The sequence below is a fragment of the Pseudomonas sp. G5001 genome, from assembly GCF_013385475.1.
Classification (GTDB): Bacteria; Pseudomonadota; Gammaproteobacteria; order Pseudomonadales; family Pseudomonadaceae; genus Aquipseudomonas.
On sequence record NZ_JACAPZ010000022.1, the window covers coordinates 27,824 to 52,008 of the forward strand.

Here is a 24,185-nt window from a genome sequence, read left to right on the forward strand (position 1 = left end):
CCACAGGGGGGCTGTGTTGATAGCTACATCTTCAAACGGGACCGACGACTGCCATGACCGAAGACACCATCAAACGCCGCGCCAAAGGCCTCGACCGGGCGTTCGATATCCTCGATTTCCTCAAGGAAATCGGCCAGCCCCTGCGCCCGAATGACATCGCCAGCGGCATCGGCAGCCCCAAATCCACGGTCTACGAACTGGTGGCCTCGCTGCTGGAACGGCGCATCCTCGAAACCGTCGGCAAGGACGGTCACGTCTACCTCGGCCGTCAGCTGTACTTCCTCGGCCAGGCCCACCTGCGCCATTTCGACCTGACCCGCGAAGCCGACCACGCCCTGCAGGAAATCGTCAGCCAAACCCACGAAACCGCCCAGATGTGCCTGCTCAATGGCCGCAAATACACCGTGGCCCTGATGCGCGAAGGCGAGCGGCATTTCCGCATTTCCTCAGACATCGGCGAGAACGCGCCGATCCCCTGGACCGCCTCCGGCCGCCTGCTGCTGGGCCACCTGAGCGACCAGCAAATCATCGACCTGATCGACTACGACGACTTCATCCTCCCGGACGGTCAGCGCCTGCCTCTGGAAACCTTCCTCGGGCAAATCCGTCAGGCCACCCTCGACGGATTCTTCTCCTTCGACAGTGTCGCCGACACCTTTACCCACTGCTTTGCCGCCCCGGTTCGGGACGCCCAAGGCATCAGCATTGCGACCCTGTGCATCGTCGCCCCACGGGCCGATGCGATCAAAAACTACAACGACTACCGCCGGGTGCTGATCGACAGTGCGAACAACCTGGCCCGTCGCATCAACGAATAGGAAACCCTTATGTCTGCCTTCAATGCCGTTGAAAAAGGCGCCGCCGCCATCGGTGCACATCTGGTCCGTGACGTCAGCCTGCCAGCCCTGGTGTTGCACCGTGACGCCCTGGAACACAACATCCGCTGGATGCAGGATTTCGTCAGCAACAGCGGTGCGCAATTGGCGCCTCACGGCAAGACCAGCATGATGCCCGCGCTGTTCCAGCGGCAGATCGAGCAGGGCGCCTGGGGCATCACCCTGGCCAACGCCGTGCAGACCCGCGCTGCGTACGCCGGTGGGGTTCGCCGGGTGTTGATGGCCAACCAACTGGTGGGCGCGCCGAACATGGCGCTGATCGCCGACCTGCTGGCCGACCCCGAATTCGACTTCCACTGCATGGTCGACCACCCGGACAACGTCGCCGACCTGGGCCTGTTCTTCGCCGCCCGTGGCCTGCGCTTGAACGTGATGATCGAATACGGCGTGGTCGGCGGGCGTTGCGGTTGCCGCACCGAACAACAGGTGCTCGACCTGGCCAAGGCGATCAAGGCCCAGCCTGCGCTGGCCCTCACCGGCATCGAAGGCTACGAAGGGGTGATCCACGGCGAGCACGCCATCAGTGGCATCCGCGAATTCGCCGCCTCCCTGGTACGCCTGGCCGTCGACCTGCAAAACAGCGGCGCCTTCGACCTGGCCAAGCCCATCATTACCGCCTCGGGTTCGGCCTGGTACGACCTGATTGCCGAATCCTTCGAAGCCCAGAACGCCGCTGGCCGTTTCCTCAGCGTATTGCGCCCGGGCAGCTACGTGGCTCACGACCACGGCATCTACAAAGACGCGCAGTGCTGCGTACTCGACCGTCGCAGCGACCTCAACGAAGGCCTGCGCCCGGCGCTGGAAGTCTGGGCCCATGTGCAGTCGCTGCCGGAGCCGGGCTTCGCGGTGATCGCCCTGGGCAAGCGCGACGTCGCCTACGACGCCGGCCTGCCGGTGCCGCTCAAGCGCTACAAGGCTGGCGTGCTGCCAGCCGAGGGTGATGACGTGACCGCGTGCAAGGTCACCGCCGTGATGGACCAGCATGCGTTCATGGTCGTCGCACCGGGGGTTGAGTTGCGCATTGGCGACATCATCTCCTTCGGCACATCCCACCCGTGCCTGACCTTCGACAAGTGGCAAGTGGGTAATCTGGTGGATGAGCAGTTGCAGGTGATCGAAAGCCTGCATACCTGCTTCTAGACCGAGTCGCGCCTTTCGCGAGCAAGCCCGCTCCCACATTCGACCGAGTTCCTTCAGTTGAAATGCATTCAAATGTGGGAACGGGCTTGCTCGCGAAGAGGCCCTCCAGTACATCGAGAGACCCCAGGCATGAACACAAAACCCCGCATCGCCCTCATCGGCGAATGCATGATCGAACTGCAACACCGCGCCGACGGCAGCCTGCAACAAAGCTTCGGCGGCGACACCCTGAACGCCGCCGTCTACCTGCGCCGCGAACTGGGTGAACCGAGCACCGTCGACTACGTCACCGCCCTGGGCGATGACAGCTTCAGCGATGCCATGTGCAAGCACTGGGCCGAAGAAGGCCTGGGCCTGGGCATGGTCCAGCGCCTGCCCGGGCGCCTGCCGGGTTTGTACTGCATCCAGACCGATGCCAACGGCGAACGCAAATTCCTCTACTGGCGCAATGAAGCGGCCGTGCGCGACTGCTTCACCACTCCGGCGGCCGAGCCGATCCTGGCAGCGTTGCCGACGTACGACGTGGTGTATTTCAGCGGCATCACCCTGGCTGTGCTGGGCGAAGTGGGCCGTGCGCGCCTGCTGGAAACCCTGGTCGAAACCCGCAAGCGCGGCGGCAAGGTGGTGTTCGATAACAACTACCGGCCACGCCTGTGGGCCAGCGTGGACGCCGCACGCGCGGCGTATCACGCGGTGTTGGCCGAGGTGGATATCGCCTTGCTGACCGAGGATGACGAACGGGCGTTGTTCGGCTATGAAGACAGCGAGCAGGTGTTTGCGGCGTACCCGACGATTGCCGAGGTGGCGCTCAAGCGCGGGGCGGATGCGTGTTTGATTCGCTGTGAGGGGGAGCGGTTCGAGGTGCCGGCGCTGGTGGTGGAGAAGGTGGTCGACACCACGGCGGCGGGGGATTCGTTCAGTGCGGCGTACCTGGCCAGTCGGCTCAAGGGCGGCTCGCCGCAGGATGCAGCACTGGCCGGGCATCGGCTGGCGAGCCGGGTGATTCAGGTGCCAGGTGCACTCATTCCCCGAGACTGACGCTGATCGTTCCCACGCTCCGCGTGGGAATGCAGCCAGGGACGCTCTGCGTCCCAAGAGCGGACGCAGAGCGTCAGGTGAGGCATTCCCACGCGGAGCGTGGGAACGATCAGCCATCAATCGCGGTAAAACACTTGCACCAGGTGATACCCGAACTTGCTCTTGATCGGCCCATGAACCACCTTCACGGGCTTCTTGAAGATCACCGCATCAATCACCCCCACCATCTGCCCCGGCCGCACTTCACCCAAATCACCGCCGCGCTTGGCGGAAGGGCAGGTGGAGTACTTCTTGGCCAACACATCAAACGCTTCGCCCTTGGCAATACGCTGCTTGAGCTGTTCGGCTTCCTCACTGGTTTTCACCAGAATGTGACGGGCTTGGGCTTTCATTGATCGGTCCTGATGTGAAACGGCGCGCGATTATGCCTGAAGTCAGGCCTCTGAGCTGATCATGCTGCGGATTTTGTTGGCCAGCAGGTCAATCGAAAACGGCTTGGCCACCATGTCCATGCCTTCCTCCAGGAACCCCTGGCGCTCGGCGGCTTTCTCGGCGTAACCGGTCATGAACAGCACCTTCAGGTCCGGCCGGTGTTGCCGGGCGATTTCCGCCAGTTGCCTGCCGTTCATCCCCGGCAAGCCCACATCAGTCACCAGCAAATCCACGCGCAAGTCGGACTCCAGCAACGGCAGCGCCGCCCGTGCATCCGCCGCCTGGTGTGCGGTGTAGCCCAGTTCATCCAGCACATTCACCACCAGCATCCGCACTGCCGGGTCGTCCTCGACCACCACCACGGCTTCGCCTTCCAGCGCTACCGGGGCTTCGCCCTGGGTAGCGGGCGTGGTCCGCTCCAGTGCCGTGCCATGCAGGCGCGGCAGGTACAGGCGCACGCAGGTGCCCTGGCCCGGTTCGCTTTGGATGGTCACGTGGCCGCCGGATTGCTGTGCAAACCCATAGATCATCGACAGCCCAAGCCCGGTACCCTGGCCGATGGGCTTGGTGGTGAAGAACGGGTCGAAGGCCTTGGCGAGGATTTTCGCGGTCATGCCGGCGCCGTTGTCGCTCACGCCGAGCATCACATAGTCGCCGGCCTTGACCGGTTCCAGGGTGGTGATGTCGGTGCCGTCGAGGTAGCTGTTGGCGGTTTCGATGCACAATTGCCCACCGTCGGGCATCGCATCGCGGGCGTTGATCACCAGGTTGAGCAGGGCGTTTTCCAGCTGGCTGGCGTCGGTGTTCACCGGCCACACGTCGGTGCCCAGTTGCACCTTGAGTTCGATGTGCGCGCCCTTGGTGCGGCGGAACAGGTCTTCCAGGGACGCCACCAATTGATTCGGGTCGACCGGCTTGCGGTCCAGGGATTGGCGGCGGGAGAAGGCCAGCAGGCGATGGGTCAGCGCAGCGGCGCGATGAGCCGAGGATACGGCGGCGTCGGTGAAACGGCCGATCTCGTCGCTGCGCCCGGCGGCGATATAGCGTTGCATCAGGTCCAGGCTGCCGATGATCCCGGTGAGCATGTTGTTGAAGTCATGGGCGATGCCGCCGGTGAGCTGGCCGACCGCTTCCATCTTCTGGGCATGGCGCAGGGCGTCTTCGGCACGCTCGCGCTCGAACATCTCGTTTTGCAGGCGCTGGTTGGCTTCGGCCAGGGCCTGGGTGCGCTGGCTGACGCGCTCTTCGAGGTTTTCGTTGAGGTGGCGCAGGGCTTCCTCGGTGAGTTTGCGCTCGGTCTCGTCGATTACAAAAATATAGAAACCGTTGACTGAACCGTCAGCGCTGAAACGCGGCAGGTACTTCATCAGCGCGTGGCGTGGCCGCCCGTCATGGTGCGGGGTGACGGTAACGAAACTGCAGGCCTTGCCCTTGAGCGCCGCCTCGATCTTGTCGACGCGCCCGGCATAGATTTCGTCGCCCACGACTTCGCGGATGCTCTTGCCGTACAACTCCTGCGGGGTCATGCCGTACCATTCCAGATAGGCACTGTTGTTCAGGCGAAAACGCTGCTCGTGGTCGACATAACCGATCAACACCGGCATGGCGTTGATGATCAGTTGCAGCTCGGTCTGGCTTTGGCGCAGGGCCTGTTCGGTGTGCTTGCGCTCGGTCAGGTCGAGGGCGGCGCCGAGAAAACGCGCCGGTCGGCCATGGTGGTCCTTGTAGCAGCGGCCCCGGGCAAACACCCAGCGCACTTCGCCGTCGGCGCGCTGCAGGCGGTATTCCTCGGCGTACTCGGTGCCGTGGGTGATGCAGTGCTTGATGCTGCGGGCCACCATGCCACGGTCTTCGGGGTGCACGCCTTGCAGGTAGTCGCTGATGGGCAGCAGGTCGGCGTCGCACGGGTCAACACCGTGCAGTTGGGCGAAATGGGCGTCGGCGATAAAGCGGTCTTCGCCGATATCCCAGTCCCAGGTGCCCACGGCATCGGTGGCGGCCAGGGCCAGCTGCAGGCGTTGCTCGGTGTTGCGCTGGGCCTTGAGGCTGTTCTCGGTGCGCTGCTGCAGTTCCAGGGCGATGCGCCGGCGCTCGTTGGTTTCGATGGCGGTAATCAGGATCCCGGCGACCTCGCCACGCTCGTCGCGGATCGGGCTGTAGGTCAGGTCGAGCCAGATCTCGGTGTCGCGGTCGTTGCGCTGCAGGACGAAACGCTGCTCGGTGAAGGTGCGCACCTGGCCCATGAGGACGGCGCTGTAGATCGGGTCGGTAAACGGCTTGAGCTCAGGCCAGATCAGGTCAGCCGGTTGGCCGAAGGCTGCCGGATGCTTGTTGCCCGCCAGCATCGCGAAGCCATCGTTGTAGATCTGGGTGAGTTCGGCGCCCCACAGCAACAGCATCGGCATCGGTGAATGGATCACGATGTCGACGGCGGTACGGAGACTTTGCGGCCAATCAATGGCGTCACCGAGGGGGCTTCGTGCCCAGTCCAGCCGCGCAATCAGTGCTGCGGCCTCGCTGCCGGTGGGTGATACGTTCATGTAAATGCCCTGCGCGTAACGCTTGAAGAATGACAAAAGCCGATTATCCCGCGACCCGGGGCCGGCTTTCCACCCTCGAAAAATAGCATGCTTGAGGGGTTTGTCTTCAAATGAGTGCTTAAAGGCTAAAACGTTTCATCTTTCTGCCAGCTCCGGGCGATCACGAAATTGCTCCAGCGCCTCGGGGTTGGCCAGTGCGTCGGTGTTCTTGACCGCCTCGCCATGCACCACGTTGCGCACCGCCAGCTCGACGATCTTGCCGCTGATGGTGCGCGGGATATCCGTCACCGCGAGGATCTTCGCCGGCACGTGGCGCGGCGTGGTGTTGGCGCGGATCACCTGGCGGATCTGCTGCTCCAGGCCGTCGTCCAGTTCGATGCCATCGTTGAGGCGCACAAACAGCACCACCCGCACGTCATCCTGCCAGCGTTGGCCGATGGCCAGGCTTTCCAGGACCTGAGGCACTTTTTCCACCTGGCGATAGATTTCCGCGGTGCCGATGCGCACGCCTGCGGGGTTGAGCACCGCATCCGAGCGGCCATGGATCAGCAGGCTGCCGTTGGGCCGCTGTTCGGCGTAGTCACCCTGGGCCCACACGCCCGGGAACTGGCTGAAATACGAGGCCCGCAGTTTTTCCTGGTGCGGGTCATTCCACAGGCCGATGGGCATTGCCGGGAAGTGCCGGGTGCACACCAGTTCGCCTTTTTCGCCCACCAGCGGGTGGCCCTGGTCGTCCCACACTTCGATAGCCATTGCCAGGCTCTTGCACTGCATCTCGCCACGGCGCACCGGCAGCACCGGGTTGCCGATCACGAAGCAGGACACGATGTCGGTGCCGCCCGACATCGACGACAGGCACAGCTCGGGCTTGATCTCGCGGTACACGTAGTCGTAGCTCTGGGGCGACAGCGGCGAGCCGGTAGAAATCAGGCCCTTGAGGCTGCCCAGGTCATGGCTCAGCCGCGGTTGCAGCCCGGCCTTCTCCAGGGTGGCAAGGAACTTGGGGCTGGTGCCGAACACGCTGATTTTTTCCTGGTCGATCAGGTCCATCAGGCGTTCCGGCCCGGGGTGAAACGGCGAGCCGTCATACAGCACCGCCGTGGCGCCGATGGCCAGTACCGACACCAGCCAGTTCCACATCATCCAGCCGCAGGTGGTGTAGTAGAACAGGCAGTCGTCCCGCGACAGGTCGGCGTGCAGGCCGTGTTCCTTGAGGTGGGTGAGCAGCACGCCGCCGGTGCCGTGGATGATGCACTTGGGCACGCCGGTGGTGCCGCTGGAATAGAGGATGTACAGGGGCTGATCGAAGGGCACGGCGACGAAATCGGGCTCGCCGCCGGGGCTGTAGAAGTCGTCCCAGAGCGCGACGTGGGCCCGGGTCTGATACTCCTCGGGACGCGCCTGCGGGCGGGCATAGGGCACGATGATCAGCTGTTGCAGGGACGGCAGCCGTTCGAGGATTTCATTGAGCTTGCTGCTTTGGTCGATGACCTTGCCGGCGTAGCGGTAACCGGCGCAGGTGATCAGCACCTTGGGTTCGATCTGGCCGAAGCGGTCGATCACGCCCTGGGTGCCGAAGTCCGGCGAGGAGCACGACCAGATGGCGCCGAGGCTGGTGGTGGCGAGCATGCCCACCAGGGTTTGCCAGGTGTTGGGCATGCACGCGGCCACCCGGTCCCCTACGCCCACGCCGGCCGCCCGCAGGCTGCGTTGCAGGCCGGCGACATGGCGGGCCAGTTCGGCGTAGGTCAGTTGCTCGCGCTGGCCGTCTTCGCTGATCGCGACCACGGCGGGGTGATCGTCGCGGCGGCGCAGCAGGTGTTCGGCAAAGTTCAGGGTAGCGCCGGGAAACCACTGGGCGCTGGGCATCTCGGCGTCTTCGATCAGTACCGCGCTGGGCGGCGTGCGGAACTGCACCTCAAAAAACTCGACAATCGACTGCCAGAAGTCCGGGCGCTGGTCGATGCTCCACTGGTGCAGGGCCGGGTAGTCGCTGATCTGCAAGGCATGGCGATCATTGATGAAGCGCCGGAACTGGTCCATCCGGGTGTTGTGGATGCGTTCGGGGGAGGGTTGCCAGAGTATTTCGGACATAAGGAAATCTCTTTTTTATTATCTGATCTATCTAACGACACCGATCAAAATGTGGGAGCGGGCTTGCTCGCGAATGCGGTGGGTCAGTTCCAGATGTGTTAACTGATACACCGCATTCGCGAGCAAGCCCGCTCCCACATTTGAGCTGCGGTGTCTTGGGAATCGTCGTTTACTGGGCCAGCCAGCCACCGTCGATATTCCACGCCGCGCCCCGCACCTGGCTGCCGGCTTCGCTGCACAGGAACAGCACCAGCTCCCCCAATTGCGGCGGTGTCACGAACTCGAGCGACGGCTGCTTCTCCGCCAGCAAATCCTGCTGCGCCTGCTGCGGGTCAACCCCGCTGGCAATGCGGTCATCAATCTGCTTCTGCACCAGCGGCGTCAGCACCCAGCCCGGGCAGATGGCATTGCAGGTGACATTACTCTGGGCTGTTTCCAGGCCCACCACCTTGGTTAGCCCGATCACCCCGTGCTTGGCAGCGACGTAAGCCGCCTTGCCCACCGAACCCACCAGCCCATGCACCGAGGCGATATTGACGATCCGCCCCCAACCCTTGGCTTTCATGCCCGGCAGGCTCAAACGCGTGCTGTGGAACACCGACGACAGGTTGATCGCAATGATCGAATCCCAGCGCTCCACCGGGAATTCATCCACCGGCGCCACATGCTGGATCCCGGCGTTGTTCACCAGAATGTCGATGCCGCCAAACTCGCGCTCGGCGTAGGCGATCATCTCGGCGATCTGCGCCGGGTCGCTGACGTCAGCCGGATGATGCCCGACCTTGCCGCCGAAGGCCTGCACCTGGGCGATCACCGCGCTGGCATCGCCGAAGCCGTTGAGGATCAGGTTGGCGCCGGCCTTGGCCAGGCTCAGGGCAATGCCCAGGCCGATGCCGCTGGTGGAACCGGTGACCAGGGCGGTCTTGCCGTTCAATGTCGTCATATCAACCTCACACAATGCCGGTGGCGTAGAAAGTACCAATCACCACGAACACCGCGAGGGTCTTGATGATCGTGATGCCGAAAATATCTTTATAGGCTTCGCGGTGGGTCAGCCCGGTGACCGCCAGCAGCGTGATCACGGCGCCGTTGTGGGGCAGGGTGTCCATGCCGCCGCTGGCCATGGCCGCGACCCGGTGCAGTACTTCAAGGGGGATATTGGCCGCATGGGCCGCTGAAATAAAGCTCTCCGACATGGCCGCCAGCGCGATGCTCATGCCGCCCGAGGCGGAACCGGTGATGCCGGCCAGCAGGGTCACGGTAATCGCTTCGTTGACCAGTGGGTTGGGAATGCCCTTGAGCCAGTCCGCCAGCACCAGGAAGCCCGGCAGCGAGGCGATCACCGCACCAAAACCGTATTCCGAAGCGGTGTTCATCGCCGCCAGCAGCGCGCCGCTGACCGCGCTCTTGCTGCCCTCGGCGAGCTTGCTGCGAATCGCCGAGAAGCCGAACACCAGCACCACGATAATCCCCACCAGCAACGCCGCCTGCACCGCCCAGATTGCCGTGAGCTTGGCGACTTCGGTCTGCACCGGCACGCTCATGCCCGGCAGGCTGAGGGTGTGGGTCTTGCCGTACCACAGCGGAATCCAGTGGGTGAACAGCAGGTTCATGATGCCCACCAGCAGCAGCGGCGACAGGGCGATCCATGGGTTGGGCAGCTTGATGTCTTCGGCGGTTTCCGGCTCGTTGCGCAGCTCGGTCCCATAGCCTTCACCGGCGCGCTGGGCCTTGTTGCGCTGGCGGGCCAGGTACAGCATGCCGGCGCAGAACACGAAGATCGTGCCGATCAGCCCCAGCCACGGCGCGGCCCAGGCGGTGGTGTTGAAGAAGGTGCTGGGGATGATGTTCTGGATCTGCGGCGTGCCGGGCAGGGCGTCCATGGTGAACGAGAACGCGCCTAGGGCGATGGTCGCCGGCAGCAGGCGCTTGGGGATATTGCTCTGGCGGAACATCTCGGCGGCAAACGGGTACACCGCGAACACCACCACGAACAGCGACACGCCGCCGTAGGTCAGCAGGGCGCACACCAGCACGATCACCAGCATCGCCTGGCGGGTGCCGAGCACCTGGATCGCAGCGGCGACGATGGAGCGCGAGAAACCGGAGATTTCAATCAGCTTGCCGAACACCGCGCCGAGCAGGAACACCGGAAAATACAGCTTGAGGAAGCCGACCATTTTCTCCATGAACACCCCGGTGAACGCGGGAGCGACGGCGGAAGGGTCGGTGAGCAGCACGGCGCCGAGGGCGGCGATGGGGGCGAACAGGATGACACTGTAGCCACGGTAGGCGGCCAGCATCAGCAGCGCCAGGGCTGCGAGGGCAATGATCACACTCATGGTGTGTCTCCATCTGATTGTTATTTTTGTGGGGGTGAGGCGGTGGGGAGGGTCTTTAGCGAGATGTGTGCCAAGTTATTAACCTATTGAAATATATAGAGAAATTATTGATCTGTGAGAGTACTCTCAAGTTTTGTCCCGAATTTGAGACTGTTGGAGATCAAATGTGGGAGCGGGCTTGCTCGCGAATGCGGTGTATCAGGCAGTAATTCAGGCACTGACACACCGCATTCGCGAGCAAGCCCGCTCCCACATTGGATTTTCTCTGTATTTGGAATTGTGTCTCTTTTTGGAGACTAGGCGATGCCCAGGGCAACCATTTTCTTGTACAAGGTCGACCGACCCAGCCCCAGCCGCTTCGCCGCCTCCACCACATTCCCCTCACAGTGCTTCAACGCCGCCCCAATCACCTGCCGATCAAACCGCTCCCGGGCCGCGCTGAAACTCTCGCCCTCAACGGTCTCTACCGAACTCTGCTCAACCGGGCTGAATGTACCAATTGCTGCGCGAATTTCACTGGCATCCAGCACCAGGTCATCACTCAACAGCGCCGCCCGCTCCAGCACATTGCGCAGCTCGCGGATATTCCCCGGCCACGCATGCTGCGCCAATAGCGCCAAGGCCTCGCGGTCCAGCTCATGCTGGCTGCGCAACTCCTCCAGAATCGCCTCGCTCAACGCCGGCAAATCATCCAGCCGCTCGCGCAACGGCGGCACCTGGATCGGCAGCACATTCAGCCGGTAATACAGGTCCGCCCGAAACTCGCCGCGCTTGATTGCCGCTTCCAGGTCCATGGACGTGGCCGCAATCACCCGCACATCACTGTGGATCATCTCGTTGGAGCCCACCGGCTCGAACTCTTTCTCCTGCAACACCCGCAGCAATTTGCTTTGCAGTGGTAGCGGCATGTCGCCGATCTCATCGAGAAACAGCGTGCCGCCCTGGGCAATCTGCAACTTGCCGGGGCGGCCCTTGCGGTCGGCGCCGGTAAACGCGCCCGGTGCCGTGCCGAAGAATTCGGCTTCCAGCAAATCATGGGGAATCGCCGCGCTGTTGATGCTCACAAAGGCTTTGTGCGCCCGAGGCGATGCACCATGAATCGCCTGGGCCAGCAGCTCCTTGCCGGTCCCGGTTTCCCCCAGCAGCAACACAGGCGACTCCGCACTCGCACTGCGCCGCGCCCGACGTTTGACTTCCAGGCTGGCCGCGCTGGTGCCGATAAAGTGCGCGAAGTTGTATTTACTCTGCCGCGACCTCAGCAGCGACCGAGTGGAAGCCAGTTCCTGCTGCATGCTCAGGTAGCGCTCGATCAGCGGCGACAGGTTGCGCAGCTCATCAAACAGCGCAAACCCGATCGCACCGATCACCTTACCGGCGTCGTCATGGATCGGCAGGCGCATCACCACCAGCGGGACTTTGGGCGTGTCCTGGATATCCAGCAATATCGGCTGGTCGTTACGCACCACCTGGCGCAACAGGCTGTTGGAAATCACCTGCTCGCAGGGTTGCCCGATGGCTTCGTCGGCGCTTTTCAGGCCGAAGCGCTTCGCGTAGCGCTCGTTCATCCAGACGATGTTCGCGTCACCGTCGACAATCACCGTGCCTTCGCTGGACTGCTCGATGATCTCGAACAGCGACTGGATCGCCAGGCCGCGAACGTATTGGTAATCCTTGAGGCTGCCAGTGGTGCTCATGGGTGCGCCGCCGCGAGGAGTTCCCGGGTGTAAGGGTGTTGAGGCGCGGCAAACACTTCATCGCTGGGCCCGCGTTCCACCACCTTACCGTCCTTGATCACGATCATGTCGTGGGCCAGGGCCCGCACCACTGCCAGGTCATGGCTGATAAACAGGTACGTCAGGCCGTACTTTTCCTGCAACTCAAGCAACAGGGCGACCACCTGTTTCTGCACGGTACGGTCCAGTGCAGAAGTGGGTTCGTCCAGCAGGATCAGCGCCGGCTTGAGCACCAGCGCACGGGCGATGGCGATGCGCTGGCGCTGGCCGCCGGAGAATTCATGGGGGTAGCGATGGCGGCTGGCAGGGTCCAGGCCCACGTCTTCCAGCACGCGGATCACTTGGGCTTCGCGGTCCTTGAGGCTGCACGGCGCATGCACTTCCAGGCCTTCGCTGATGATCTGCGCCACCGACATCCGCGGGCTGAGGCTGCCGAACGGGTCCTGGAACACCACCTGCATCTGCTTGCGCCACGGTTGCATCTGCTTTTGCGTCAGGCCGTCGAGGGCCTCGCCCTGGAAGCGAATCGCGCCGCTGGAATCCAGCAGCCGCAGAATCGCCTGGCCCAGGGTGGATTTGCCCGAGCCGGACTCGCCGACAATCCCCAGTGTCTTGCCGCGCTGTACCTCCAGGCTGATGCCATCCACCGCTTGCAGGTATTGCTTGCGCCGGAACAGTCCGCCGCCCAGCGGGAACTGCACACTCAGGTTATCCACCTGCAACACCGTCTCCCGCGCCTCGTGATTCAAGACGATGCCTGCCGGTTCAGCATCCAGCAGCAGGCGGCTGTAAGGGTGCTGCGGGGCGCAGAACAGGGTTTCGCAATCCGCCTGTTCGACAATTTCCCCGGCCTTCATCACGCACACCCGCTGGGCAATGCTGCGCACCAGGTTGAGGTCGTGGCTGATCAGCAGCAGCGACATGCCCAGGCGTTGTTGCAGGGACTTGAGCAGCAGCAGGATCTTGCGCTGCACCGTCACATCCAGTGCAGTCGTCGGCTCATCGGCAATCAGCAGTTCCGGTTCACAGGCCAGGGCCATGGCGATCATCACCCGCTGGCGCTGGCCGCCGGAGAGTTGGTGGGGGTAGGCCTTGAGGCGTTCCCGGGGCTTCTGGATGCCCACCAGTTCGAGCAATTCAAGGATCCGCGCCTGGGCCTGTTTGCCGCCCAGGCCCTTGTGCAACAGCAGGGTTTCGCCGATCTGCTTCTCGATGCTGTGCAGCGGATTCAGGGACGTCATCGGCTCCTGGAAGATCATCGCAATCCGGTTGCCCCGCAGTTTTTGCAGGGTGGCGGGCGAGGCGCCGAGCAGTTCCTGGCCGCGATAGCGCACCGAGCCGGTGGTTTCGGTGCCGGCTTCGGGCAGCAGTTGCAGGATCGAATGGGCGGTCACCGATTTGCCCGAACCCGACTCGCCCACCAGCGCCAGGCACTCGCCGGGGCGCACGTCCAGGCACAGCTTGCGCACCACGGTCTGGCCGTTGAAGGCGACACTCAGGTCGCGAATCTCGATCAGGTTTTCAGTCATCTCAACGGCCTTCATGAGCGTGGGTCGAAGGCGTCACGCAACGCCTCGCCGATAAACACCAGCAACGACAGGATCAGCGCCAGGGTGAAAAACGCGGTCAGCCCCAGCCATGGTGCTTGCAGGTTCTGCTTGCCCTGGGCGATCAGCTCACCCAATGACGCGCTGCCGGCGGGCATGCCGAAACCGAGGAAATCCAGGGCGCTCAGGGTAGAAATCGCCCCGGTCAAAATGAACGGCAGGTAGCTCAGGGTAGCGGTCATCGCGTTCGGCAGGATATGCCGGCGGATGATCTTGCCGTCCCCCAGGCCCAACGCCCGCGCGGCCTTGACGTACTCCAGGTTGCGCCCCCGCAGGAACTCGGCGCGCACCACGTCCACCAGGGCCAGCCAGGAAAACAGCGCCATGATCCCCAGCAGCCACCAGAAATTCGGTTCGACAAACCCTGACAGGATGATCAACAGATACAGCACCGGCAGCCCGGACCACACTTCCAATATTCGTTGCCCGAGCAAGTCGACCCAGCCGCCGTAATATCCCTGCAACGCACCGGCCGCGATGCCGATGGCGGCGCTGATGGCGGTGAGAGCCAGGGCAAACAGGATCGACACCCGGGCGCCGAAGATCACCCGCGCCAGCACGTCGCGGGATTGGTCATCGGTGCCCAGCCAGTTCACGCTGGAGGGCGGGCTGGGGGCAGGGCGGGTCAGCTCATAGTTGGGGGTGTCGTCGCTGAACGGGATTGGCGGGAACAGCATCCAGCCGCCGTCCTTCTTGATCAGGTTCTGCACGTATTCACTGCGGTAATCCGCCTGGAACGGCAGTTGCCCGCCGAACTCCTGCTCGGTGTAGCGCTTGAACACCGGGAAATACAGCTCATTCTGGTAGCTGAGCACCAGGGGTTTGTCATTGGCGATCAACTCGCCGCCGAGGGTCAGGATAAACAGGCCGATAAACAGCCACAGCGACCACCAGCCGCGGCGGTTTTTCTTGAAGCGTTCAAAGCGCCGACGGGCCACGGGAGAGAGCTTGAGCATCAGGCGTTCCTCGCGGCGAAGTCGATACGCGGGTCCACCAGGGTGTAGCAGAGGTCACCGATGAGTTTTATCAAAAGGCCAAACAGCGTGAAGATAAACAACGAACCGAACACCACCGGATAATCCCGTGAAACTGCAGCTTCGTAGCTCATGCGACCGAGGCCGTCGAGGGAGAAGATCACCTCGATCAGCAGCGAGCCGGCAAAGAACACCGCGATAAATGCCTGGGGAATCCCCGAGATCACCAGCAGCATGGCATTGCGAAACACATGCCCGTAAAGCACCCGGCGTTCACTCAAGCCTTTGGCCCGGGCGGTGACCACGTACTGGCGGGTGATTTCATTGAGGAACGAGTTTTTCGTGAGGATGGTCAAGGTGGCGAAGCCGCCGATCACCAGGGCGCTGACCGGCAGTACCAGGTGCCAGAAGTAATCGGCGATCTTGCCGACGGTGCTCAACTGGTCGAAGTTTTCCGAGACCAGCCCGCGCACCGGAAACCAGTTCAACGAAGTGCCGCCGGCGAACACCACGATCAGGAACATCGCAAACAGGAACGCCGGCATCGCATAGCCAATCACGATCGCGGTGCTGCTCCACACATCAAAACTGCTGCCATGGCGCACCGCCTTGCGAATCCCCAGCGGGATCGACACCAGGTAGGTGATCAAGGTGGCCCACAGGCCGAGGGAAATGGTCACCGGCATCTTTTCGAGGATCAGGTCGGTCACGCTTTTGCCACGGAAGAAACTGTTGCCGAAGTCCAGCTGGGCGTAGCTCTTGAGCATCAGCCACAGGCGTTCCGGCGCGGGCTTGTCGAAGCCGTATTGTTTTTCGATGTCCTTGATCAGTTTCGGGTCCAGGCCACGGCTGGCCCGGGAGCCGCTGCTGAGGCTTTCGGCAGACGAGCCGCCGACGCCACCGCCGCCGATACCTTGCAGGTGGGCGATGGCCTGTTCCACCGGCCCGCCGGGCGCGGCCTGCACGATAACGAAATTCACCAGCAGGATAATCACCAGGGTGGGAATGATCAGCAGCAAGCGCCGCACGATATAGGCAAACATCAGCGGGCTCCCGGGCGTTTGGTCAGTTCGGCTTTCATCTGCTCGTTAGTGAGCGGTGTGGGGCTGATTTCCCACCAGGTTTCCAGGGCCTCATCGGTCTTGGCTTCCACGGCCGGGCGGCCGAAGCGGTTCCACCACGCGGCGGAGGTGCCCGGCGGGTAGTAGTTGGGGATCCACAGGTAATTCCATTGCAGCACGCGGTCCAGGGCGTGGGCGTAACTGAGCATCAGCGACTGGGTATCAGCCTTGACCAGGCCGTTGATCAGGCTGTCGACGGCCGGGTCTTTCAGCACCATGTAGTTGTTGGCGCCGGTATCAAACGCGGCGGCCGAACCGAAGTAGTTGTACAGCTCCATCCCCGGCGAAGTGGTAACCGGGAAGCCGGTGACGATCATGTCGTAGTCCCGGGCCATCAGGCGGTTGACGTATTGCGAGGAGTCAATGCGGCGGATGTTGAGGGTGATGCCGATCTGCGCCAGGTTGCGCTTGTACGGCAACAACAGGCGCTCAAGGCCGTTCTGGGCGTTGAGGAAGGTGAACTCCAGCGGCTCGCCCTCGGCATTCACCAGCTTGTCACCGTCGGGCTTCCAGCCGGCCTGTTCCAGCAGGGCCAGGGCTTGCAGCTGCTTGTCGCGGATCATCCCGGTACCGTCGGTGGTGGGGGCCTTGAACACCTGGGTGAAGACTTCGTCGGGAATCTGCCCGCGCAAAGGTTCCAGGATCGCCAGTTCCTGGGCGTCCGGCAGTTGGGTCGCCGCCAGCGGGCTGTTGGAGAAGAAGCTCTGCTGGCGGATGTACATGTTGCGCATCATCTGCCGGTTGGCCCACTCGAAGTCCCACAGCATGGCCAGGGCCTGGCGCACGCGGCGGTCCTTGAACATCGGTTTTTGCACGTTGAATACGTAGCCCTGGGCCGGCTGCGGTGCCTCCTTGGCCAGGTGCGCGCGTTGTAGGCGGCCATCATCGAGGGCCGGGCCGTTGTAGCCGATGGAGTAGCCGGTGGCGGAGAATTCGCGGTTGAAGTCGTAGGCACCGCCCCGCAGGACCTGGCGCGCGACTTCGGTGTCGCCGAAGTATTCCAGGCTCAGGTGATCGAAGTTGTACAGGCCGCGGCTGATGGGCAGGTCCTTGCCCCACCAGTTCGGGTCACGCTTGAACGTGATGGTGTTGCCGGCATCCACCTTGCTGATGGTGTAGGGGCCGCTGCCGAGGGGAATCTCGTAGCCGCCGCCGTCGGCGAAGTTGCGGGTCTTCCACCAATGCTCGGGGAACACCGGCAGGGTCGCGACATCCAGGGGCAGGGTGCGGTTTTCGTTGCTGGAGAAATCGAAGCGCACCTGGCGCAGGCCTTCGACTTCGACGTGTTTGACGTCGGCGAACAGCGTGCGGTAGCGCAGGCTGCCCTGGGTCATCAGCAGGTCAAAGGAGTAACGCACGTCTTCGGCGGTGATCGGTTGGCCATCGGCGAAACGCGCCTTGGGGTTCAGGTAGAAACGCAGGGACAGACCGTCGTCTGACCGCTCCATCTTTTCCGCCACCAGGCCGTAGACCGTGTAGGGCTCGTCCAGCGAACGCAGGGCCAGGGGCGAATACAGCCAGCCATCGACCTGGCTGACCCCGATGCCTTTGTCGCCATAAGGCAGTACATGGTCGTAGCGCCCGATTTCGATCGCCGAACGCCGCAGGCTGCCGCCCTTGGGGGCATTGGGGTTGGCGTAGTCGAAATGGGTGAAGCCGGGTTGGTATTTGGCCGGCTCGCCGTACACGGTCAATGCCGATTGCGGCGCGGCGATCACGGCGGTGCTGGCCAGCAACAGGGCCAGGGTGGAGCAAAACAGGGTAGAAAAAGCGACTCGCATTATCAGCCTTGGGCGCCGGGTGAAGAGGTAAAGGGATTTGTACGCTATGCGCGTACGCCTCGCCAGTCATCACACTGTCACAGATGCACAACGGCCCACCAAAGGGTGGGCCGTTGTTTTAAACATTAGCGCGGACTGGATCAGTCCTGACGGCTGGTTACTTCCAGCAGGTGATAACCGAACTGGGTTTTCACTGGGCCTTGCACGGTGTTGACCGGGGCGCTGAATACGACGGTGTCGAATTCCTTGACCATTTGGCCCGGGCCGAACGAACCGAGGTCGCCGCCTTGACGGCTGGACGGGCAGGACGAGTTGGCTTTGGCAACTTCGGCGAAGTCGGCGCCGCCTTCGATTTGCGCTTTCAGTTCGTTGCACTTGTCTTCGGTGGCAACGAGGATGTGACGGGCGGTGGCTTTGGCCATGAGGGGTATCTCCTTGGGTAAAAATGCTGAGCGTACCGGATTCAGGTGGTTATTTCCTGGCAAAGTTCCCCTGGGTTGCCTGGACGGTCAGGATCGGGCCATTACGCCGCTGTGGGTCAGCCAATCGATAAACAGCGCAAACAGCTCCGCCTGGGAGTTGATTTCAAGCTTGGTATACAAATGCTTGCGGTGCATGCGCACGGTTTCCGGGGAAATGCCCAGCACCTGCGCGGTGGATTTCACCGAGTGCCCACGCAATATCAGATGGGCGATTTCCCGTTCGCGCACGGTCAATACGCCGCTGCCAAAATGCATGAACGCCGCTTCAATCTGCTGATGCACCTGGGTCTGGGTGAAGGCCTCGTCGCTGATCACCTTGCACAGCCCGCCCGTGGTGCCGAAGCGGCGTAGCAGTTCGCGCACGATGGGTTGGGCGGTTCGTTGCAGTGCCAGTTGTTCGTCGCTGAACTGGCCGGCACTCAGCCCCTGGAACATGCACAACGAAATCTTGCTGTTGGGGCACAGGTCGACGATGTAGTAGCTCTCCTGGGCGCCGCCGCTGCGCAGGTAGTAGGTTTTGTAGTACTCGCTGTTGAAGAAATCGTCCGGGGCGATCTGCGCCAGGTGGTAGAAACCTTCGGCCAGGCCCTTGTCTACCGCGAGGCAGAACGGGTCCAGCAGGTAGCCCCGGGAGAAGTAACGGTTGATGATCTCTTCGTAGTGCGGCCGGGGGATGCCTTGCTGGTAGAGCAAGTGTGGCGCCTGGCCCTGGCGCTCCAGGCTGATCATCATCGATTCGATAGGGGTCAGCGCACTGAGGGCGCAGGCCAGGTGTTCAAGGAATGACGCTTCGTCGACGCTGGCGAAGGCGTGGGCCAACGCACCATTCCAGGCGTCAAGCACCTGGAAGGACGGGGCATGGCAGTGATCGGCATGCTGGTTCATGCCGGCCAGTCTACCCGCCGGCCAGGGCCCCGGCAAAAGCACCGGGGCGCCCAGGCTCATCGGCCTTGATACTCGCCGCTCTGGCGCAGCTCTTCGGCGGTGTCGAGGATGCACTGGCGCAGGATTTCCACCACTTGATCCACCTGGGCATGGGTGATGATCAGCGGCGGCGACATCACATTCAGGTGGCCAATGGGCCGTACCAGCAAGCCTTTGGCCTGGGCCCGCAGGTGGATCTTCTCGCCGATGTTCACCGCGTCCGGCAGCAGCGCCTTGGTGTGCTTGTCGGCGACGAACTCAATGCAGGCCATCAGCCGCTGGCAGCGCACGTCGCCCACCAGCGGCAGATTGGCCAGGGTTTGCAGGCGCTGTTCGAGGTACACGCCGACGTCTTCGACATGGGCCAGCAGGTTTTCCCGCTCGATGATCTCAATGTTCTTCAGCGCCGCCACGCAACTCACCGGGTGGCCGCTGTAGGTGAAGCCGTGGGTAAAGCAGCGGCCCTTGCCCGGCTCGCCGATCACTTGCCAGATGCGGTCCGAGAAAATACACGCGCCCAACGGCAGGTAGCCGGACGTCAGGCCCTTGGCGGTGGTGATGATGTCCGGTTGCATGTCGAACACTTCCTGGGAGGCGAAGAATTTTCCCAGCCGGCCGAAGGACGTCACCACTTCATCCGCCACGTAGAGCAGGTCATAACGTTGGCAGACTTCCCACATGCGCCGGTGGTAACCCTTGGGCGGAATGATCACGCCGCCCGAGCCCATGATCGGTTCGGCAAAGAACGCGGCCACTTTGTCGGCGCCGATGGTCAGGATCTTGTCTTCGAACTCATCCACCAGGAAATCGAGGAACTGCGCCTCGCTCATGCCCTGCGGCGCCCGGTAGTAGTTGGGGCATGAAATGTGGTGGAACAAGTCGCTCATGAAATCGAATTCCGGCGCGCGGTCGGCGGCCTTGTTGCCGATGGACATCGTGAGGAACGTCGAGCCGTGATACGCACTGAAGCGCGAGATGATGTGTTTCTTCTCATGCTTGCCGCGACTGTTCTGATAGAACTGCACCAGACGATAGGCGGTATCGACAGCCGTGGAACCGCCGGTGGTCAGGAACACATGATCAAGATCGCCGGGAGCCAGGCTGGCAAGCTTGGCGCACAGTTCGATAGCGGTGACGTTGGCCATGTCGCAGAACGGGTTGGAGTACGCCAGCTGGCGAACCTGGTTGGCGATGGCGTCTGCCATTTCCTCGCGGCCCAGGCCGATATTCGTACACCACATGCCGCCGACCGCATCCAGGTAGCGGTTGCCGGCGGTGTCGTAGATGTAGGCGCCGTCACCCGCCGCGATATTCAGTGAGCCTTGTTCACGGTGTTCGTCGAACATATGAAAACCGTGCATGTAATGGGCCTTGTCGGCGGCGTCCAGTTGGTCGTGGTCGAACTGGGCGAAAAAGTCAGGATTTGGCAGGGTCATGGCGTTTACCTTCAATGGCTGGGTTTCACTTGCCGGTCTTCACGGCATTCCAGGTACGGGTGATCAGGCGCACGGCAGCTTGGGACTGGCTTTTCTGGGTGAACAAGCGCTGCATCGTCGCCGGGTCCGGGTAGATGGCCGGGTTGTCGCGTATATCGGCATTTACAAAGGGCTTGGAGGCCAGGTTGCTGTTGGCGTAGTGAATGGTGTTGCTTACGCCGGCGATCACTTGCGGTTGCAGGAGGAACTCGATGAACTTGTGGGCATTCGCCACATGGGGTGCGTCGGCCGGGATGTAGAAGTTATCGAACCAGATCAGCGAGCCTTCCCTTGGGATGAAGTAACCCAGGTTGACCTTGGCCCCGGCTTCCGCCGCCCGGGCCTGGGACGTGGCGTAGTCGCCGGACCAGGTGGTGGCCATGCACAACTCGCCATTGGCCAGGCCGTTGATAAAACCGCTGGAGTCGAATTTGCGGATGTACGGGCGCACGGCCATCAGCACGTCCTGAGCGGCCTTGAGGTCTTTGGGCGCCACGCTGTTGGGGTCCAGGCCGAGGTAGGTCAGGGCCAGCGGGATCATGTCGGTAGGGGAGTCCATGAAGGTGATGCCACAGTCGGCGAAGCGCGAAACGATCTTGGGATCGAAGATCATCGCCAGTGAGCCGATGGGCGCATCCGGCATGCGTTCCTTGATCTTGTCGATGTTGTAGGTCACGCCATTGCTGCCCCAGGTGTAAGGCGCGGAATAGGTCACGCCCGGATCATGGGTTTCCAGGCTTTTCAGCACTTGCGGGTCGAGGTTGTTCCAGTCCGGCAGCAGCGCTTTGTTGAGGGGCCGGAAGGCCTTGGCCTTGATCAGCAGCGGCACCAGGGACGCGTTGAGCACCACCAGGTCATAACCCGAGCGCCCGGACAGCAGCTTGCCCTGCACGGTCTCGTAGGAATCGTAGGTGTCGTAGATCACCTTGATGCCGGTGGCTTTCTCGAAGTCGGCGAGGGTGTGTTCCCCGATGTAATCGGCCCAGTTGTAGATGCGCAAGGTGTTGCCCGGGTCGTCAGCGGCCTGGCTGACGGACGTTGATGCAAGCAAGACAGCGCTGAACAGGGCGATAACGGCTTTATGCATGGCGAACCCACCTTGATGTTGTGCTTGTTGTCAGGCCGAGGGACTGATTGCACTTTCAGGCAGGTGGCGGGTGGGGCGCCATACCCCGTTCGGGTAGGAGGCGGTCAGGGCAGTACGATGTAGTCGTTTCGCGTGACGACCGGGCGGTGTACGCCGGGTTCCAGGTGGATGTAGCGCCCGTCTACCAGGTCGATGGGCAGGCAGTCGTCGATATCCAGTACGCCGTCGGTGTGGGATTGCGTCCAGTGCGTGAGCATCTGCTGTTTGCCTTGGGCTGCCGCCTCCCTGGCCGTACGCGCAACCACCAGCAGGTAGTGGTGTGCCTCGCCAAAGACGTTCGATTCATACCCGCCCAGGTTGATGAAATACAGGCGCGGCGCCCCGGCGTTCGGCGCCAGGTGGCTGAGCTGGACTTTCCAGCCGTCAACGCCATCCACCGTCATCCAGGAGTCGATATGCACACCTTTCTGGCTGCCAAACCAGCCCTCGCGCAGTTGCGGGTAGGCGGCTTCCAGGGTGTCGGCGACGGCGAACACCACATCATGCACTTCGATTTTCGCCCGGGGGTGCTTACCCCCCAACATGACCACAAACAGCATTGCATGCCCTTTCTATGGCTGGGATGGAAAGGGCCACCTTCCTTCGATTGAACCCTTTTGTCCAGTCGGTGCCACACTGTTAATTCGCAAATTCATCAGGAGGTTGTCATGCGCACCATTGATCTGGCCGGCGTACCCGTCCCTGTCATCGGCCAGGGGACCTGGCGCATGGGCGAGGATCCCGGCAAGCGCAGCGCCGAAGTGGCCGCGTTGCAACTGGGTATCGATGAGGGCATGACCCTGATCGATACCGCTGAAATGTATGGCGAAGGCGGTGCCGAAGAAGTCGTCGGCGAGGCGATTCGCGGCAAGCGCGACCAGGTGTTCCTGGTCAGCAAGGTGTACCCGCACAATGCCAGCCACAAGGGCATTCCACGTGCATGTGAGGCCAGCCTCCAGCGCCTGGGCACCGACTACATTGATCTGTATCTGTTGCATTGGCGTGGGCAATACCCCCTTGAAGAAACGGTAGAAGCCTTCGAGCGCTTGCGTGAGGCAGGCAAGATCGGTCGTTGGGGTGTGTCCAACTTTGATGTGGCAGACCTGCAGGAGCTGGCTTCCCCGGCCTGTGCCACCAATCAGGTGCTCTACAACATCGAGGAGCGCGGCATCGAGTTCGACCTGCTGCCATGGTGGCAGCAACACAATTTACCCTTGATGGCCTACTGTCCCATCGCCCAGGGTGGCGAGCTGTTGGCCAGCCCGACCCTCAAGCAAATTGCCCGTCGCCACGAGGTCACACCCGCCCAGGTTTCCCTGGCCTGGGTCTTGCGCCAGGACGGTGTGATCGCGATTCCCAAGGCGGTTACGCCAGAGCATGTCCGGCTCAATGCCGCAGCGGCGAAGCTGGTGCTGGATGAGCACGACCTGGACGCGATTGACCGGGTTTTTGGGGCGCCGAAGCGCAAGCATCCGCTGGCGATGGTCTAGTGGCCGACAGAAACGGTGCCGTCCATGGCGATGCCGTTTCTGTTTCGGTGGCTGCTTAGCCGGCTACCGGGCTGCGCCAGTCATCAGAGCCAGAGGTACCGGAGACCTCATGGGTCCAGACGATTTTCCGGTAAGTGAAATACACATCCTCCAGGTGCGTGAAGTGTGCGTTGTTCGGGTCCTGGCAATTGGGCATCCGTGACTGGATGTCCACCAGGATCGCGTCTTCCAACTCGATGGTGAAATAGTGTTCCTGGGTGCCGGCTGAAGAGGTTCGGTACCACTCAAGGCGGCACTTGACCATTTCCCCGGAGGTCAATGCGCTGAACAGCAATGGCGACGATTTATCGAATACCTTGCTGATCATCAGGGGCTTGTGCACACGCTGGCCGGTGGGCTGGCCGGATTGCGGGTCACGGGGAATGATCACCTGATGCTGGAATGCCTCCACCAGGATCTGGTCTTCATGGCCTTCCTGGTAAATGTTGCCGACCGAGTCCTGGGTGAACGTGCCTGCCGTGATCAAGCCTTGCTTGGTGCCGGTGATGGATAGATACGCGGGTGTTGGCATGACGGTTTTCCTTGCCTGATAAATGAGGTCGTCCCGGCCGACGGACTTGCCGGCCGGGTAATGCTCGATATCAAGAAGCGTGCCGGAAAGTTCGAGCGTCAATGAAAGCAGGGGGTTAAGGTTTTATCGGTTTTTATTTTGAGCGGCATTAAAGGTTTTAATTCGATTGAGTTGTATTTGTTTGCGCAGGAGTGTGCAGTTAGTTGCTCATGTTGATGGGCGGTGTTATTCGCAGAGTTCACGTCATTCATGATGATGCCTGGCGCCTTGGCTGCGCAAATTCTTGCGCGTCGGCGATTTTTCTATTCTTGTAGGAAACTCCTTAACTGCTATTTGGTGGCTTGAACAATGCTTTTTGCATGGATAAGGTTCGTGCTCTTCTCGTAGGGAAGGCAAACTTTAATCAATGTCCTGATGTG

At 62.1% G+C, this 24,185-nt stretch carries 19 protein-coding genes and 1 pseudogene; 4 read left to right on the plus strand and 16 right to left on the minus strand.

Annotation, left to right across the window (positions count from 1 at the left end; all coding sequences use genetic code 11):
- The first annotated feature begins 53 nt into the window (after positions 1 to 53).
- The 3 genes from HX805_RS18905 to HX805_RS18915 all read left to right on the plus strand — a co-directional run bounded on the left by HX805_RS18905 (position 54) and on the right by HX805_RS18915 (position 3,074).
- A complete protein-coding gene (locus HX805_RS18905) occupies positions 54 to 818 on the plus strand; it encodes an IclR family transcriptional regulator (RefSeq protein WP_003208002.1) in 765 nt (254 codons plus the stop codon).
- Positions 819 to 827: 9 nt separating this feature from the next.
- A complete protein-coding gene (locus HX805_RS18910; protein WP_003208003.1) occupies positions 828 to 2,036 on the plus strand; it encodes an amino acid deaminase in 1,209 nt (402 codons plus the stop codon).
- 129 nt (positions 2,037 to 2,165) lie between these two features.
- Entirely contained in the window at positions 2,166 to 3,074 is a 909-nt protein-coding gene (locus HX805_RS18915; RefSeq protein ID WP_177080231.1) for a sugar kinase, read from the plus strand.
- A 116-nt stretch (positions 3,075 to 3,190) separates the two neighbouring features.
- Here HX805_RS18915 and HX805_RS18920 read toward each other — a convergent pair.
- The 15 genes and pseudogenes from HX805_RS18920 to HX805_RS18990 form a co-directional block, all read right to left on the minus strand.
- A pseudogene (locus HX805_RS18920) lies at positions 3,191 to 3,481 on the minus strand (peptidylprolyl isomerase); the annotation flags it as partial.
- A gap of 27 nt (positions 3,482 to 3,508) precedes the next feature.
- Complete coding sequence (locus HX805_RS18925; protein ID WP_023658930.1) at positions 3,509 to 6,046, minus strand: PAS domain-containing protein; 2,538 nt, start codon at positions 6,044 to 6,046, stop codon at positions 3,509 to 3,511.
- A gap of 135 nt (positions 6,047 to 6,181) precedes the next feature.
- Positions 6,182 to 8,140, minus strand: coding sequence for an acetoacetate--CoA ligase (locus tag HX805_RS18930; RefSeq protein ID WP_177117178.1), 1,959 nt, complete (start codon positions 8,138 to 8,140; stop codon positions 6,182 to 6,184).
- Positions 8,141 to 8,309: 169 nt separating this feature from the next.
- On the minus strand, positions 8,310 to 9,083 hold the full coding sequence (locus HX805_RS18935) for a 3-hydroxybutyrate dehydrogenase (protein ID WP_008436986.1): 774 nt from the start codon (positions 9,081 to 9,083) through the stop codon (positions 8,310 to 8,312).
- 7 nt (positions 9,084 to 9,090) lie between these two features.
- A complete protein-coding gene (locus HX805_RS18940; RefSeq protein ID WP_177036017.1) occupies positions 9,091 to 10,482 on the minus strand; it encodes a GntP family permease in 1,392 nt (463 codons plus the stop codon).
- A 296-nt stretch (positions 10,483 to 10,778) separates the two neighbouring features.
- Positions 10,779 to 12,176 (minus strand): sigma-54-dependent Fis family transcriptional regulator, encoded by a 1,398-nt coding sequence (locus HX805_RS18945; RefSeq protein ID WP_177117179.1) that lies wholly within the window; start codon positions 12,174 to 12,176, stop codon positions 10,779 to 10,781.
- Positions 12,173 to 13,744 carry an ABC transporter ATP-binding protein gene (locus HX805_RS18950; protein ID WP_008436992.1) on the minus strand — a complete coding sequence of 524 codons (1,572 nt, stop codon included), beginning with the start codon at positions 13,742 to 13,744 and terminating at the stop codon, positions 12,173 to 12,175. The genes HX805_RS18945 and HX805_RS18950 overlap by 4 nt, the downstream gene beginning before the upstream one ends.
- Positions 13,745 to 13,755: 11 nt before the next feature.
- Positions 13,756 to 14,778 carry an ABC transporter permease gene (locus HX805_RS18955; RefSeq protein ID WP_003208019.1) on the minus strand — a complete coding sequence of 341 codons (1,023 nt, stop codon included), beginning with the start codon at positions 14,776 to 14,778 and terminating at the stop codon, positions 13,756 to 13,758.
- Complete coding sequence (locus HX805_RS18960; protein WP_003208021.1) at positions 14,778 to 15,839, minus strand: microcin C ABC transporter permease YejB; 1,062 nt, start codon at positions 15,837 to 15,839, stop codon at positions 14,778 to 14,780. Before HX805_RS18960 ends, HX805_RS18955 begins: the two co-directional genes overlap by 1 nt.
- Positions 15,839 to 17,698, minus strand: a complete 1,860-nt coding sequence (locus HX805_RS18965; protein ID WP_177117180.1) for an extracellular solute-binding protein — start codon at positions 17,696 to 17,698, stop codon at positions 15,839 to 15,841. Before HX805_RS18965 ends, HX805_RS18960 begins: the two co-directional genes overlap by 1 nt.
- 140 nt (positions 17,699 to 17,838) lie before the next feature.
- On the minus strand, positions 17,839 to 18,120 hold the full coding sequence (locus HX805_RS18970; RefSeq protein WP_003208024.1) for a peptidylprolyl isomerase: 282 nt from the start codon (positions 18,118 to 18,120) through the stop codon (positions 17,839 to 17,841).
- Between the two features lie 87 nt (positions 18,121 to 18,207).
- Positions 18,208 to 19,065 (minus strand): response regulator transcription factor, encoded by an 858-nt coding sequence (locus HX805_RS18975; protein WP_177117181.1) that lies wholly within the window; start codon positions 19,063 to 19,065, stop codon positions 18,208 to 18,210.
- 56 nt (positions 19,066 to 19,121) lie between these two features.
- A complete protein-coding gene (locus HX805_RS18980; protein ID WP_102369334.1) occupies positions 19,122 to 20,540 on the minus strand; it encodes an aminotransferase in 1,419 nt (472 codons plus the stop codon).
- A 25-nt stretch (positions 20,541 to 20,565) separates the two neighbouring features.
- Positions 20,566 to 21,666: a polyamine ABC transporter substrate-binding protein gene (locus HX805_RS18985; protein ID WP_177036016.1), complete on the minus strand. Its 1,101-nt coding sequence runs from the start codon at positions 21,664 to 21,666 to the stop codon at positions 20,566 to 20,568.
- Between the two features lie 104 nt (positions 21,667 to 21,770).
- Positions 21,771 to 22,265: a DUF1543 domain-containing protein gene (locus tag HX805_RS18990; RefSeq protein WP_008437003.1), complete on the minus strand. Its 495-nt coding sequence runs from the start codon at positions 22,263 to 22,265 to the stop codon at positions 21,771 to 21,773.
- Between the two features lie 108 nt (positions 22,266 to 22,373).
- Between HX805_RS18990 and HX805_RS18995 the strand changes: the two genes are divergently transcribed.
- Positions 22,374 to 23,195: an aldo/keto reductase gene (locus HX805_RS18995; protein ID WP_003208032.1), complete on the plus strand. Its 822-nt coding sequence runs from the start codon at positions 22,374 to 22,376 to the stop codon at positions 23,193 to 23,195.
- A 55-nt stretch (positions 23,196 to 23,250) separates the two neighbouring features.
- Here HX805_RS18995 and HX805_RS19000 read toward each other — a convergent pair whose 3' ends face one another.
- A complete protein-coding gene (locus tag HX805_RS19000; RefSeq protein ID WP_003208034.1) occupies positions 23,251 to 23,766 on the minus strand; it encodes an Hcp family type VI secretion system effector in 516 nt (171 codons plus the stop codon).
- Positions 23,767 to 24,185: the final 419 nt, after the last annotated feature.